Genomic DNA, 13,560 nt, shown 5'->3' on the forward strand with positions numbered 1-13,560 from the left:
ACGAAGCCCCAGACTCCTCGCTTGACAGGAAAGTAGGATAGTTACAGACTGTTTTCGCGGTCGGATGAACCTGTTGGATCATCGCGCGATCTCCGAGGGGCGCATGAACTTGGGCGATGCACCAACCCCGAAGCTTGGCGTGCAGGCCGCGACCAAGGTCTATCACACGGCGTCCGGCGACCTGCTGGCGCTGGACCGCTGCAGCCTCGATATCAGGGCCAATGAAATCGTCTCGATCGTCGGTCCTTCCGGTTGCGGCAAGACGACGCTGCTGTGGTCGATGTCCGGCCTGCACAGCCTGACCAGCGGCGAGATCCGGCTCGACGGCATCAAGATCACCGGGCCACGCCCGGACATCGGCATCGTCTTCCAGGAAGCGAACCTTTTGCCCTGGCGCAATCTCGACGCCAACATCCGCTTCCCCTTCGAGATCAAAGGCGAGAAGCAGGACCGGGCATGGATCGCGCATCTGCTCAACCGCGTCGGGCTCGACGGCTTTGGCGGCAAGTTTCCGCGCGAGCTTTCGGGCGGCATGCAGCAGCGCGCGGCGATCGTGCGGGCGCTGGCGCTGAAGCCGTCGGTGCTGTTGATGGACGAGCCGTTCGGCGCGCTCGACAGTTTCACCCGCGAGGAGATGAACCGGCTGGTCGAGGAGATCTGGCTCGACACCAAGACCACCATCGTCTTCATCACCCACAGCATCGAGGAAGCGATCTTCCTTTCCGACCGCGTGGTGGTGCTGAGCGCGCGGCCGGGCCGCGTCGCCAAGGAATATCGCGTGCCGTTTCCACGGCCACGCTCGCTGGAGATCATGGCGACGAAGGAAGTCTTCGACCTCACCAACCGGATCAAGATGGACATCGTCGGCGAACGCACGCGACCGAAGCCGGCGGAGCGCCCGAGCGCCGAAATCGTGAGGATCAGGCCGTGAGCGGGGGCGACGCAATCCCGGAGTTCTCGAAGGCCAAGTCCGGCGATGGCCACGAGGTCAGCCTGACCAATTTGTCGGCTTTCGCCAGCGGCCCCGGCATCAAGTCGGGCAAGGAGGTGGCGGCCATCATCGCCGTCGCGGTCATCATCATCGGCGGCATCGAACTGGCGCTGCGCCTGTTTCATGTGCCGCTCTACATCATGCCGCCGCCGAGCTCGATCGCCTATGCGCTGTTCGACGAGTTCCCGCTGATCGCGCCGCATCTCGGCTACACGCTGGTCGAACTGGTTTCCGGCTTCACCATCGGCGCCATCATCGGCCTGGTGCTGGCCGCCGTCATCACCCAGTTCCCGTTCGCCGAGAAGATCGTCGCGCCCTACATCCTGCTGCTCGTCACCACGCCGATGCTGGCGCTGGTGCCGCTTCTGATCCTGCGCTTCGGCTTCGGCTACACGCCGCGCATCATCGCTGTCGCGCTGGCCGCCGGGCCGATGGTGATGATCAACGCGGCCACCGGCTTTCGCCGTGTCGACAGCGCCAAGATCGCGCTGGCGCGCTCCTATGGCGCCAGCACCTTGCAGATCTTCTGGAAGATCCGCGCGCCGATGGCGCTGCCGATGATCCTGGTCGGCCTGATGATCGGCGCCATCTTCGGCCTGTTGACCGCGGTCGGCGCCGAGATGGTCGGCGGCGGCTTCGGCCTCGGCAACCGGCTGACCACCTATTCGTCGATGATCCAGATGCCGCAGTTCTTCGCGGTGGTGCTGATCCTGTCGACGCTCGGCATCCTGATCTACGTGCTGTTCTTCCTGATCGGCAAGAAATGGGCGAGCTGGGAGGCATAGTGCATGTCGCCCAGACAACGGCAGGCACAAGACAAGGACTTAACGCAGACGCAATGACAGCGCCCGGGAGGCGGGCGACAGGGCCGACAATCAACAAGAAGGGGAATGTCATGACCAAAGAAAATGCGATTAGCCACAGGGCGGGGATCAGCCGCCGTTACTTCCTGCAGGTCACCGGCGCCGGCCTGGTGACGGCCACGGCGCTCGGCGCCACGGGCCTCAAGGCCAGGGCCGAGCCCTATGGCAAGTTCACCTGGATATCGCCTCGCGGCACACTCGAAGTGCTCGACGACTATCCCTACTGGGCGGCCAAGAAGGCCGGCTATTTCGACGGGCTGGACACCGACATGCAGCCGGGACCGTCGGACGGCACGGCGACGGTGAAGTTCGTCGATGTCGGCCAGGCCGACATGGGCTTTCCTTCGCCCGGCGTGTTCTCCTTCGCCATCCAGAACGGCATGAAGCTGAAGTCGGTGTTCCACATGGGCGCGCGCGACACGTTCAGCTTCGCCTTCCGCAAGGGCGAGGGAACGAAGGATCTGAAGACGCTCGAAGGCAAGACCATCCTGCTTGGTTCCGCCGCCTGGCAATCGATCACCGACCCGCTGCTGGCCGCGCAAGGCGTCGACATCAAGAAGGTCAAATATGTCGAGGCCGGCTGGCCGACCTGGGGCACCGCACTGGCCGGCGGCCAGGGCGACGCCGCTCTGTCATGGGAGGGCCTGCGCGCCGAATGGATCGCCAAGGGCCTCGACTTCGAATACTGGCTCGGCGTGCAGAACTCTAAGCTGCCGGCCAACACCTTCGTCGTGCGCGCCGCCGACCTCGAGGACCCCGACCGCAAGGCGTTCCTGGAGAAGTACCTGCGCGGCTGGGCGATGGGCCTCGAGTTCGGCTATCAGAATCCACGCGCCGCCGTCGAAGCGGTGTTCGAGCAGTTCCCGACGCTGGCCAAGAATCTCGGACCCGAGCTTGGCACCACCTCGATCCTGCAGCAGATCAACGTCTTCCGCGGCGACATGGACAAGCGTGGCGGCTGGGGCTCGCACGACATGGCGAGCTGGCAGGGCTTCTTCGACGAGATCCACAAGATCGGCCAGATCACCAATCCGGTGAAGGCCGAGGACGTCTGCACCAACGATCTGATCGGCCCGGCCAACGACTTCGACAAGGCCAAGGTCAAGGCCGATGCCGATGGTGTCAAGCTGTCGGAAGGCTTTGCCGCGCTCGATGTCGACAAGATCAAGGCGCATCTGTTCGATTCGGCGGTCAAGTAAGGACGGGCGGACGAGCATTGGCAGTCTCCTCGATGGAGAATTGTCGGTGTCGGCGCTGCCCCTCATCCGCCTGCCGGCACCTTCTCCCCGTATAGTGACGGGGAGAAGGGAGATGGCCGCAACCTCAGCGTCTCTTCTGCGACGTTGGCAGTTGGCGAAATCGTCGATGCCGGCGTCTTTCTCCCCGTCACTATACGGGGAGAAATGCCCGGCAGGGCAATGAGGGGCGGCGCCAACGTGAAGTGATTGCCCTGGATAGGCATGCGGGCGGGGACGGACGCCCAAGGTTCAATCAAGAATTTGGGAGGCTCAAATGGCCGACAAGGTAAAAGTGCTGGTGGTTGGTCTCGGCAATATGGGTGCGTCGCACGCCAATGCCTATCACCGCTCCGAGGGTTTTGAGATCGTCGGCATCATGAGCCGCTCGATCAAGAGCAACACGAAGATCCCGGCGGAGTTGGCCTCCTATCCGCTCTACGAGGATTTCGACATGGCGCTGAAAGAGACCAAGCCAGACGCCGTCTCGATCAACAGCTGGCCGAACACCCATGCCGAATACGCGCTGAAGGCGATAGCAGCCAATTGCCATGTGTTCATGGAAAAGCCGCTGGCCACCAACATCGAGGATGCCGAGAAGGTCGTCGCCGCGGCGCGCGCCAAGAACCGCAAGCTGGTGCTCGGCTACATCCTGCGCGTCCATCCGTCGTGGATCAAGTTCATCGAAGTCGGCAAGACGCTCGGCAAGCCGCTGGTGATGCGCCTCAACCTCAACCAGCAGAGCAGCGGCAGCGCCTGGCACTGGCACAAGAACCTGATCGATTCGCTGATCCCGATCGTCGATTGCGGCGTGCACTATGTCGATGTCATGTGCCAGCTGACCTGCGCCAAGCCGGTGCGTGTGCACGGCATCGGCGCCAAATTGTGGGCGGAAGCCGACAAGCAGAATTACGGCCACCTGCACGTCACCTTCGATGACGGCTCGGTCGGCTGGTACGAGGCCGGCTGGGGCCCGATGATGAGCGAGACGGCCTATTTCGTGAAGGACGTGGTCGGCCCCAAGGGCGCGGTGTCGATCGTTGCCGGCCAGCAGGCGAGCAGCGCGACCGAGCTCGCCGAGGTCTCGAACTCCGCCGACATCGACCGGCACACCAAGACCGACGCGCTCAAGATCCACTATGCGCAGGTCGACGGCGACAAGAATTTCTCGAAGCCCGACGAGATCGTCAGCATGGAGGACGAGCCCGGCCATCAGGAACTCTGCGACCGCGAGCAGGCGTTCTTCCTGCGCGCCATCCGCGAGGATCTCGACCTGACCGAGCAGATGGATGCGGCGGTCAACAGCCTGCGCATCGTGCTGGCCGCCGAACAGAGCATCGCGCTGGGGCGGACCGTCGAGCTGGCCTGAGGCGACCCGGCCGCTGGACGAAGAGGCGCCGGCGCCACCACAGTTGGAGCTCCAAAGGACAATCGCTTCAAGTTCGCGCTGCCCCTCACCCTTACCCTCTCCCCGTGCAGAACGGGGAGAGGGTATCGCCAGCATTGGAGCGCGTCGCTTCTCCCCGTAACTTACGGGGAGAAGGTGCCGGCAGGCGGATGAGGGGCAGCGCCGGCGTTGGTTTTTGGCCGAAGCGATAGCCCGGCGTGTGGACATGGAAAAATTGGGAGAGAGACATGGTCACCGACAGCCTGTTGAAAACCTATGCCGAATCCGACGCACTGGATCTGGCCGGGCTGGTGCACAGCGGGCAGGTTTCGCCAGCCGAATTGGTCGAGGCGGCGATCACTCTGGTCGAGCGGCTCAACCCCGCGCTCAACGCAGTCATCCACCGCCTCTATGACATGGCCCGCGCCCAGGCCGGGACGGTCGACAAATCAGCACCCTTCGCCGGCGTGCCGTTCCTGCTCAAGGAGCTGGCTTCGTCCTGGACCGGGGCGCCCAACACCAACTCCTGCTTCTACCTGAAAGACGTCGTTGCCGAGTTCGACACCGAAGTCGTCCGCCGCATGAAGGTGGCGGGGCTGGTGCTGGTCGGCAAGTCGAACGCGCCGGAGAATGGCTGGTCGATCACGACGGAGCCGAAACTCTACGGCCCGACGAAAAACCCATGGAAGGAGGGCATCACGCCTGGCGGTTCGAGCGGCGGTGCCGCCGCGGCCATCGCCGCGCGCATGGTGCCGATCGCCGAGGCCAGCGATGGCGCCGGCTCGATCCGCATTCCGGCCTCCTGCTGCGGCATCGTCGGGCTGAAGCCGTCGCGTGGCCGCGTCAGCCTCGCGCCCTTCGGCGACTATTGGTATGGCGGCGCCTATTTCCTGTGCTGCTCGCGCACGGTGCGCGACACCGCGGCCTATCTCGACGCGGTGGCCGGTGCGTTGCCGGGCGACCCCTATACGCCGCCGGTTCCCGATGGCAGCTGGCTCAGCCTGTCGGCGCGGGCGCCGAGGGCGCTGCGCATCGGCTTTTGCGTCACGCCGCCCAATGGCACGTCCATCGACGCGGACGTGAAGGCGGCGGTGCTGGCAACCGTGGCGGCACTCGAGCGGCTGGGACACCATGTCGAGGAACACGACATGCCGCTCGACGCCAATGCGGTGTGGAAGACCTACACCAACATGACCTGCGTACAGACGGCGGCGACGTTCGACTATCTTGAAACGGTGGTTGGACGGCCGGTGACGCTAGGCGATGTCGAGCCGGTGACCTGGGCGATCATCGAGCGCGGCCGCGCGACCAGCGGCATCCGCCACATCTCCGATGTCGAGCAGCTCAGGCAGGTCGGCCGCGACATCGTCGGCGATCTCGCGGCCTACGATCTCTTCGTCACCCCGACGCTGACGCAGCTGCCGCGCCCGTTCGGCTATTACGACATGTCGGAAACCGACATCGACCGCTACAACGCCAAGTGGACGGACGCGGTGTTCGCCTTCCCGTTCAACATTTCCGGGCAGCCGGCGATTTCCCTGCCGCTCGGCTGGTCGAAAGGCGGCGTGCCGATCGGCGTGCAGCTCATCGGCCGCTATGGCGACGAAGCGACGGTGCTGGCCGCGTCGGCGCAGCTGGAGCAGGAGATGCCGTGGAAGAATCGGCGGCCGCCGATCAGCGCTTAGTGCTCGGCAAGGCAAGGTTTGATCATTCAACGGCAATCGCATGACTTCGAGATTGGCCGAATCGCCCATCGCTTCGTCATCCTGGGGCGGAGCAAGGAGCGTAGCGACGCGGCGCAGACCCCAGGATCCATGCCGCGACTTCAAAGCGTTTCAGCGGCCCAGAATTCTGCTCCGCTGCACTCCTCGGCCAAGGTCACGGCATGGATCCTCGGGTCCCCGCGACGGAGCTTCGCTCCTGCTCCGCCCGTGGATGACGAAGGTGAAGGGGCCTCGACTGATCTTCAGGGTGCAGATTTGAAGCCCCTCGCTATCCGATCGTTTCCAGCCGCCTCGGCAGGCGGTTCATGGCAACGGGCCCATCCCCAGTGATCAGGAACTGGTCCTCGAGGTTGAAGCTGGCGAGGCCGTCGATGTAGAGCGGGATCTCGAAGGCCAGCACCATGCCGGCCTCGACCACGACCTCGCTGTCGGTCGAGATGAACGGCCATTGCTCGGAAAATACCGACTGGCCGACGCCATGGCCGAAATGACCGCGGCGATACGAGCGCAGGCCTTGCCGTGCCAGGCTCTCGGTCGCCACGCGATGCACATGGGCGAGCGCGGTTCCGGGGACGAGCGCGGCGAGCCCGTCCTCGAAGGCCCGTTCGGCGATCGCATGCAGTTCGGCCTGCTCGGCGGATGGCGGCCCGAAGGTGAAGTTGCGCGACATGTCGGAAGCGTAGCCGCCGACGGTGCAGACCATGTCGCACTTCAGCGGATCGCCGGGCATTGCCTTGGCTTCGGCACCCTTGGCCCGGGCGCCGAGCGTCACATATTCGGCCGTTGCGACCGGATGGGCCAGTCCGGCCGCGGCGGTGGCGAGGCCTTCGCGGTAGAGGGCAATGAGATCCGCCTGGCGCATGCCGGCCATGGCATCCACCAGCAGCCGCTCCAGCCCGGCCTCCGACAGAATGATGCCTTGCCGCAGCAGGTCGATCTCGCCTTGCGACTTGATCGCCCGCAACCTGTCGAGGACCGGCGAGCCGTCGACCATCGCGCAGGCCGGCAGCATCGCCTGCATGGCTGAGAAATCGGCGGCGGCAATGAAATCGAGATCGACCCCGATCGTCGCGCGGTCGAGCCCGAACCCGGCCAGTATCTGCTTCAGCTGGTGGACGGAATTGGCGAGCTCGAACGTCGCCGGCCGGGAAAAGTCCGGCTCACGGCCGAATGAGGCCAGACCGGCCTCTATGCGTTGCGCCAACCCCTGTCCGGATGTCGAGGCGTCGAGCGTCGCGGATTCGATCCAGATCGGGTGGCCGCGCACCACAGCGTCCGGCAGTGCCCGTTGCAGCTGCGCCGCGTTGAAATCCGCCGCCACGACACCGATCGGCAGGTCTTGCCGGGCCGGGACAACGACGAAGCCGGCGCCGGCCCGCCGGAACAGGCCCGCCGGGCCGATCGACACGCCGGTCGCGTAATGGAATGCCTCGGGCGCGCACAGCACCAGCGCATCGATGTTGGCGCGTCCCATCAAATGCGCCGCGCGCTGGCGGTCGACAAAGCCCGTCATGGATCTCTCCGGATGTCCGAAGCGGCAACGGAGCATTCCAGGGATCGACGATCAAGTGGCAAATACCGGCAAGCAGGAACCTACCGGCGAGCAATGATTTCACAGGGCCGGAGCGGAGAAGGAAAGGCTCCTGGTCTTTGCCAGGTCATGGAGCGTGTTATGCATGCGAGGCTCCAAGGATCGCGATCTGCAAATGCCCTCACTCAAGCAACTTATCAAAAAGCCGATTTATGCACTCACTTCGCGCTTGGCGACCAGCAAGCTGGAACGGGTGATTCGAGAAATTGAAAATGCCAAAAGCGAGGCGCTTTCAAGCAGCACGTTTCTCGAGGCGAAAATCCGCCAGATTGGCCTGCGCTACGACCGGCGCGGGCTGTATGGCGAGGATGTCAGGGACATGAATTTCCACGCGCCCGGTTTGTGGCAGATTCCGAGGCAACTGGCGGAAGCCACGGTGCTGTTGGCCAGCCAACCGATCGTCAGCTTTCTTGAAGTGGGAACTTGCGACGGATTCACCTTTTCCTTCATGACGGCATGTCTGTCGAGGCTCAATCCCGGCCTGAAGGCGACGACCATCGATATTGCGTCCACCCTTCCGGCTTCCGCGCGCATCGTCTTCAAGACACCCGTCGCGTTTCTTGCCGGCAAGACGTCGGACGCGTTCGCCGATGAGATATTCGACCTCGTTCTTATCGATGGAGATCACTCCTACGAATGGGTTGCCCGCGACTACCAAAATGTCGGTCGGCAGGCGCGCCTCTGCATGTTCCACGATATCAACGATCGATTTTGTGGAGACGATACGATCCCGAAATTCTGGAGGGAGCTGAAGATCGAGGAATTGGGACGCGCTGATTTCCATGAATTTTTGTTTCACTCCAATTCCGACAGAGTCATGGGGATCGGCATCCGGATCAAACGCTGAGCAACCGCAGTACGCGATCACGCCATAACCGCACCCCGGCCGGCTGACGCATATTGCGATTGCGGCGGATGTAATGTCCGCTTGGCCGGCGTCACCCCAAGCCCACCCCCGCCCAACTGGCGCCGGCCATTTTCATCCGCGATTCTTCGGTTTCGCACCCTGGCAGAAAACGCAGGCCCCATCAGGGCGGCGTGAGGCTGCGGAAGGCTTGATCGTTACTACTCACGCCGGCGGAGCGTATATTCGTCAGCCGTGCGGGTAGTAGCCGCCGTCGGCACCGTCGCCCATGTAAGTTCCTTGGCCGGTGGCATTCTGCAGTTGCTGATCCAGTTCATCGATCTGTCCCAGGCCGAAAGGGCTCCGGAAGTCAACGCGGTGTGTTGGGCGGTGTGTTGGATAGTATCCGCCTGGAGCATCAGGTCGCGAAATGGGCCGTCTGGTCACGTCGTGTCGCGGTGCAGATCATCGCCGGCGGTTCTCGACCCGCGACGACATATAGAGGCCACCCCGGCGTTGAAATGGGGGTGGAACGCAACGTTATCCGATGTGATCGAGCGTTGAATTGCGGCAATAGATCTCCGCCCTACAGGTCGAACAGGTCGTCCTTCACCTCGTCGAGCAGATCGGGCCGGTTGTTGCGCGGGTTGCCAACGTCGCGGCCGATCTTCCACATGGTCATCAGCTCTTCTGGAAACGGCTTCATCAGGTGTTCCGGGTCGGGATCGGTCAGCCAGGCGTTCGCCATAGCCGAGCGCACCCAAGCGTAACGCCGCAACATGTCCAGGGAGCCATTCCCTACGGCTCTGTGTCGCCGATAGGCTTAGTTGCATGGTGGCTAATAGACCGTAATTTAAGCAAGCGGGGGACATAAACCCTTCCCGCGGTGGCCGGTGTGGTGCGCAGCCCAGAGACCCCCAACCGCACCGGCCATTTCGCCTACGAGTGAGTGGCGCGCCAGCTTCGGCGCCACCCAGGCCCCATGGGCTTGCCCATCCCTCCCTGTGAGGATCTGGAGGGTGAGCAGTCGAAAATGCGCCCGGCCCGCACGGAGCGGACGCCTTTGCGGCAATCAGCTTTGCGGCCAAGCCCGGAAGCTATGACCGCCGAAGTTCGACCCAATGGCCGAACGATCACTATCCAAATGGAGAGGGCGGCACAAACTGGATCCCATCTAAATTGGACCTCGCCAGCAATGGAGGCCCATATGAGGTTCATTGCGTTGCAAGATCCGGCCGACAATTGGCTGGTCTATGATCTGCTTTCCGAGATGCCGGCAAGTTTGTCCGGCAGAGTGCTCATTGGCCTTCCGCGAGAAGACGCAGAGCATCTAACCAACCAGGCGAATATGAAGTCCGCATCCGGGGGGTGGGACCTCGGCCACTTGGCCCTCCGCTCGAATGTTCACCCACTTCGCAGCGCGCGCCAGATGTCGGCCCAATAGGCGGCAATGACCGATGCGTCCGCCGCAGCCAAGCAGTCAGAAGCCGATGTGGGGTTGGTCAGCCCGTCTCGGGTAGTTTTGCCCCCACACCGAGACGGGCTGTGGAAGCTGTAGAGGCAACTTCCGAGCCTTGGCCACGGGGAGTTAAACCAAGGCAAATTCAGAACTTCGCGACGAAAAGAATGTTCCCCTCGGCATTCGCATCGGGCACGCCCTGGCCAGCTAAGCCCGCTTCTGGACTTCAAACCGAAACAATCGCGTGCGTCTGTCGGGTCCGCCTGCGGCGGCGGGATAAAGGCGCAGGTGCTGCCTGAAAAGCGAAAAGGCCGGATCGATGTCCGGCCTTTCTTCGTAAATGCTTGATTCCCTGGAAGGAAACTGGAGCGGGTGAAGCGATTCGAACGCTCGACCCCAACCTTGGCAAGGTTGTGCTCTACCCCTGAGCTACACCCGCTCGCACGGCGTCTTGGCCGCAAGCCGGGCCTATATGGCTGAAGAGCGCGGCGATTGCAACAGGGAAATATCAGGCATTTTTCCAACGCGGCGGGCGACGCCGGCAGGCCGCCGGCACTATGTGGCGGGCGCGTCGGCCATCATGTCGCATGACGGTCTTGTGTCGGCCGCAGCATTGGCCGTAAACGGCATGGCAGGAAACGGGACGAAGAAGAAAATCGATGCCGAAGACCGAAGCCGAATTGATGCGCTTTCTCGCCGATCTCGGGATTGCCGCCTCGACGCGCCGCCATCCACCGCTGTTCACGGTTGCCGATTCGCAGGCGCTGCGCGGTGAAATCGCCGGTGGGCACACCAAAAACCTGTTCCTGAAGGACAAGAAGGACAATTTTTTCCTGGTCACCGTTGGCGAGGACGCGGCCGTCGACCTCAAGCAGATCCATCACGAGATCGGCGCCGCCGGCCGTGTCTCCTTCGGCAGGCCGGAGATGCTGATGGAGCTGCTCGGCGTCGTGCCGGGCGCCGTCACGGTCTTTGGCCTGATCAACGACACGGCGGGCAGGGTCAAGGTCGTTCTCGACAGGGCGCTGATGGAGCATGCGGTGATCAACGCGCATCCGCTGACCAATGAGGCGACGACATCGATCGCGGCGGCGGACCTGATCAAATTCGTCGAGGCAACCGGGCACGATGCTGCTATCTTGAAAGTCTCCGCGTGATCGCCACATGGATGGCTTGAAATCGATGCTTCAAGGGATGTGGCGCAGGGCCGTCGGCTGGCCGTGCCATGGAAGGGTAAAGAGATGAGCGACAACAAACCGTTTGGCGGCCCCTTTGGCGGCAATGGCGGCCAGTACGCCACCACCGTGCAGTATGGTGGAACCGCGCCCGCGCCGGCGAAAGTCGCGCTTGGCGGCGCCCCCGCCGCCCCCGCCGGCGATGTCATCAAGGACACGACGACCGCCGCCTTTGCCGCCGATGTCATCCAGGAATCGCGCCGCCAGCCGGTGCTGGTCGATTTCTGGGCGCCGTGGTGCGGGCCTTGCAAGCAGCTGACCCCGCAGTTGGAGAAGGCCGTCAGGGGCGCCGGCGGCAAGGTCAAGCTGGTCAAGATGAACATAGACGACCACCCCTCGATCGCCGGCCAGCTCGGCATCCAGTCGATCCCGGCGGTCATCGCCTTCAAGGACGGCCAGCCGGTCGACGGCTTCATGGGCGCCATTCCCGAGAGCCAGATCGCCGAATTCATCACCAAGGTGGGCGGCAAGGGCAATGGCGCGCCGCCGGTGGCCGAAGCCCCGGCAGCCGCAACCGAGGCGCGCGACGCCGGCGACATGCAGACGGCCGCCGATATCTACGACGCCATCCTGGCTCAGGCGCCGGAGACGATCGAGGCGATCGCCGGGTTGGGCGACCTGTTGTTCGAGGCCGGCGACACCGAAGGCGCCGAGACGCTTTTGGCAACAGCGCCGGAGGCCAAGAAGGACGCGCCGCCGCTGGCAGCCCTGCGCGCCAGGATCGCGCTGGCGGTGCAGGCGGCAGCGCTTGGCAATCCGGCCGAGTTCGAGCGCCGCCTGGCCGAAGACCCTGGGGATCACCAGGCGCGCTTCGATCTCGCCATGATCCAGAACGCCAGGGGTGAACGCACGGCGGCGGCCGACAATCTGCTGGCCATCATCAAGGCCGACCGGACGTGGAACGACGATGGCGCCAAGACGCAGTTGCTGCAGCTGTTCGAGGCATGGGGCATGACCGACGAGGCGACGCTGGCGGCGCGGCGCAAACTGTCGTCGCTGCTGTTCTCCTGAGCGGCGGTTGTTTGCCGCATGGGCTTGCGGTCGGCGATGACCGCGCCAGATAAGACGGGAATTGGCGCTTCTCGATGAAGCGATCGGAGGAATAGGTGCAAGCGGGAAACGCGCACTACCGGCTGGATACGGATTTGCCGTCGACGATTCCGATCTTTCCGCTTGCCGGAGCGCTGCTCTTGCCGGGCGGCCGCATGCCGCTCAACATCTTCGAGCCGCGCTATCTGCAGATGGTGGACGAGGCAATTGCCGGGTCGCGCCTCATCGGCATCATCCAGCCCAGCCTCGATGGCGCGTTGCGCGCCGATGGCGAGCCGGAACTCTGCAATGTCGGCTGCGCCGGCCGCATCATCGCCTTTTCCGAGACCGGTGACGGCCGCTACCTGATTTCGCTGCAGGGCGTGTGCCGGTTCCGCATCGCCCATGAATTGACGGTCAAGACACCGTTTCGCCAGTGCAAGCCGGCTCCCTTTCTCGCCGATCTCCATGAAGACCAGGCGGCCAGCGAGATCGACCGGCCTTCGTTGCTCCGGGCATTTCGCGCCTATCTGCAGGCCAATGACCTGGAAGCCGACTGGGAAAGTGTCAGCCGGGCCGAAAACGCCATGTTGGTCAACGCGCTGTCAATGATGGCGCCCTATGGGCCGGCCGAGAAACAGGCGTTGCTCGAAGCGGCGGATCTGAAGACGCGGGCCGAGACGCTGATCGCCATCACCGAAATGGCGCTGGCGCGCGAGAATGAGGATTTCGGCTCGAGCCTGCAGTAAGATGCGCCGATATTCAGCCGGCCTGCAAACGGGAATTTTCTACATCCTAGGCCTGAATTGACTGAGAAGAAGACACGATGGCGGCGGACGGACGGGACGGGAAGAGGGTCAATGTCGACCCCAAGCTGCTGGAGCTGCTGGCGTGCCCCCTGACCAAGGGTCCGTTGACCTGGGATCCGGAGCGCGGCGAGCTGATATCGAGGATCGCCAAGCTCGCCTATCCGGTGCGCGACGGCATCCCGATCATGCTGCCCTCGGAGGCGCGGACGTTGTCAGTGGAGGACGTGCTGTCCCCGCCGCGTTTGAGTGGGCCTTCGTAATTGGCAGAGCCATCCTTCACTTCGTCATCCCAGGGCGGAGCAGCCGCGCAGCGGCGTCGCGGAGACCCTGGGATCCATGCCGTGACGCATGTGACACACGAAGGCGGGCCAAAATGGAGGGCTTCTTCCCTTC

12 protein-coding genes and 1 tRNA gene are annotated in these 13,560 nt (G+C 63.7%); 10 read left to right on the forward strand and 3 right to left on the reverse strand.

Annotation, left to right across the window (positions count from 1 at the left end):
* The first annotated feature begins 103 nt into the window (after positions 1-103).
* From AC56QQ_RS03210 to AC56QQ_RS03230, 5 genes are all read left to right on the forward strand, one after another.
* Complete coding sequence (locus tag AC56QQ_RS03210; RefSeq protein WP_497125533.1) at positions 104-931, forward strand: ABC transporter ATP-binding protein; 828 nt, start codon at positions 104-106, stop codon at positions 929-931.
* Complete coding sequence (locus tag AC56QQ_RS03215; RefSeq protein WP_489858564.1) at positions 928-1,776, forward strand: ABC transporter permease; 849 nt, start codon at positions 928-930, stop codon at positions 1,774-1,776. The genes AC56QQ_RS03210 and AC56QQ_RS03215 overlap by 4 nt, the downstream gene beginning before the upstream one ends.
* A 110-nt stretch (positions 1,777-1,886) precedes the next feature.
* Positions 1,887-3,053, forward strand: a complete 1,167-nt coding sequence (locus tag AC56QQ_RS03220; RefSeq protein ID WP_497125534.1) for an ABC transporter substrate-binding protein — start codon at positions 1,887-1,889, stop codon at positions 3,051-3,053.
* 313 nt (positions 3,054-3,366) lie between these two features.
* On the forward strand, positions 3,367-4,458 hold the full coding sequence (locus tag AC56QQ_RS03225; protein WP_497125535.1) for a Gfo/Idh/MocA family protein: 1,092 nt from the start codon (positions 3,367-3,369) through the stop codon (positions 4,456-4,458).
* A 266-nt stretch (positions 4,459-4,724) separates the two neighbouring features.
* A complete protein-coding gene (locus tag AC56QQ_RS03230; protein WP_497125536.1) occupies positions 4,725-6,161 on the forward strand; it encodes an amidase in 1,437 nt (478 codons plus the stop codon).
* Positions 6,162-6,468: 307 nt separating this feature from the next.
* Here AC56QQ_RS03230 and AC56QQ_RS03235 read toward each other — a convergent pair whose 3' ends face one another.
* Positions 6,469-7,713: a M24 family metallopeptidase gene (locus AC56QQ_RS03235; protein ID WP_497125537.1), complete on the reverse strand. Its 1,245-nt coding sequence runs from the start codon at positions 7,711-7,713 to the stop codon at positions 6,469-6,471.
* Between the two features lie 163 nt (positions 7,714-7,876).
* On the opposite strand from AC56QQ_RS03235, the gene AC56QQ_RS03240 reads away from it, so the two are divergent.
* The gene (locus tag AC56QQ_RS03240) at positions 7,877-8,638 is read left to right on the forward strand and encodes a class I SAM-dependent methyltransferase (RefSeq protein WP_497125538.1); all 762 of its coding nucleotides are present in this window, start codon (positions 7,877-7,879) and stop codon (positions 8,636-8,638) included.
* A 583-nt stretch (positions 8,639-9,221) separates the two neighbouring features.
* Here AC56QQ_RS03240 and AC56QQ_RS03245 read toward each other — a convergent pair.
* Both AC56QQ_RS03245 and AC56QQ_RS03250 read right to left on the reverse strand, forming a co-directional pair.
* Positions 9,222-9,383 (reverse strand): hypothetical protein, encoded by a 162-nt coding sequence (locus AC56QQ_RS03245; RefSeq protein ID WP_497125539.1) that lies wholly within the window; start codon positions 9,381-9,383, stop codon positions 9,222-9,224.
* A gap of 1,075 nt (positions 9,384-10,458) precedes the next feature.
* Positions 10,459-10,533: transfer RNA gene (locus AC56QQ_RS03250), tRNA-Gly, on the reverse strand.
* A gap of 220 nt (positions 10,534-10,753) precedes the next feature.
* Here AC56QQ_RS03250 and AC56QQ_RS03255 point away from each other — a divergent pair.
* From AC56QQ_RS03255 to AC56QQ_RS03270, 4 genes are all read left to right on the forward strand, one after another.
* Positions 10,754-11,251 carry a prolyl-tRNA synthetase associated domain-containing protein gene (locus AC56QQ_RS03255; protein ID WP_497125540.1) on the forward strand — a complete coding sequence of 166 codons (498 nt, stop codon included), beginning with the start codon at positions 10,754-10,756 and terminating at the stop codon, positions 11,249-11,251.
* 84 nt (positions 11,252-11,335) lie between these two features.
* Positions 11,336-12,340 (forward strand): thioredoxin, encoded by a 1,005-nt coding sequence (gene trxA, locus AC56QQ_RS03260; RefSeq protein ID WP_497125541.1) that lies wholly within the window; start codon positions 11,336-11,338, stop codon positions 12,338-12,340.
* Positions 12,341-12,435: 95 nt separating this feature from the next.
* Positions 12,436-13,107 carry an LON peptidase substrate-binding domain-containing protein gene (locus tag AC56QQ_RS03265; RefSeq protein ID WP_091575938.1) on the forward strand — a complete coding sequence of 224 codons (672 nt, stop codon included), beginning with the start codon at positions 12,436-12,438 and terminating at the stop codon, positions 13,105-13,107.
* A gap of 77 nt (positions 13,108-13,184) precedes the next feature.
* The gene (locus tag AC56QQ_RS03270) at positions 13,185-13,427 is read left to right on the forward strand and encodes a Trm112 family protein (RefSeq protein ID WP_489858555.1); all 243 of its coding nucleotides are present in this window, start codon (positions 13,185-13,187) and stop codon (positions 13,425-13,427) included.
* Positions 13,428-13,560 lie beyond the last annotated feature (133 nt).

The sequence above is a fragment of the Mesorhizobium sp. RCAM 05099 genome (genome assembly GCF_059683685.1).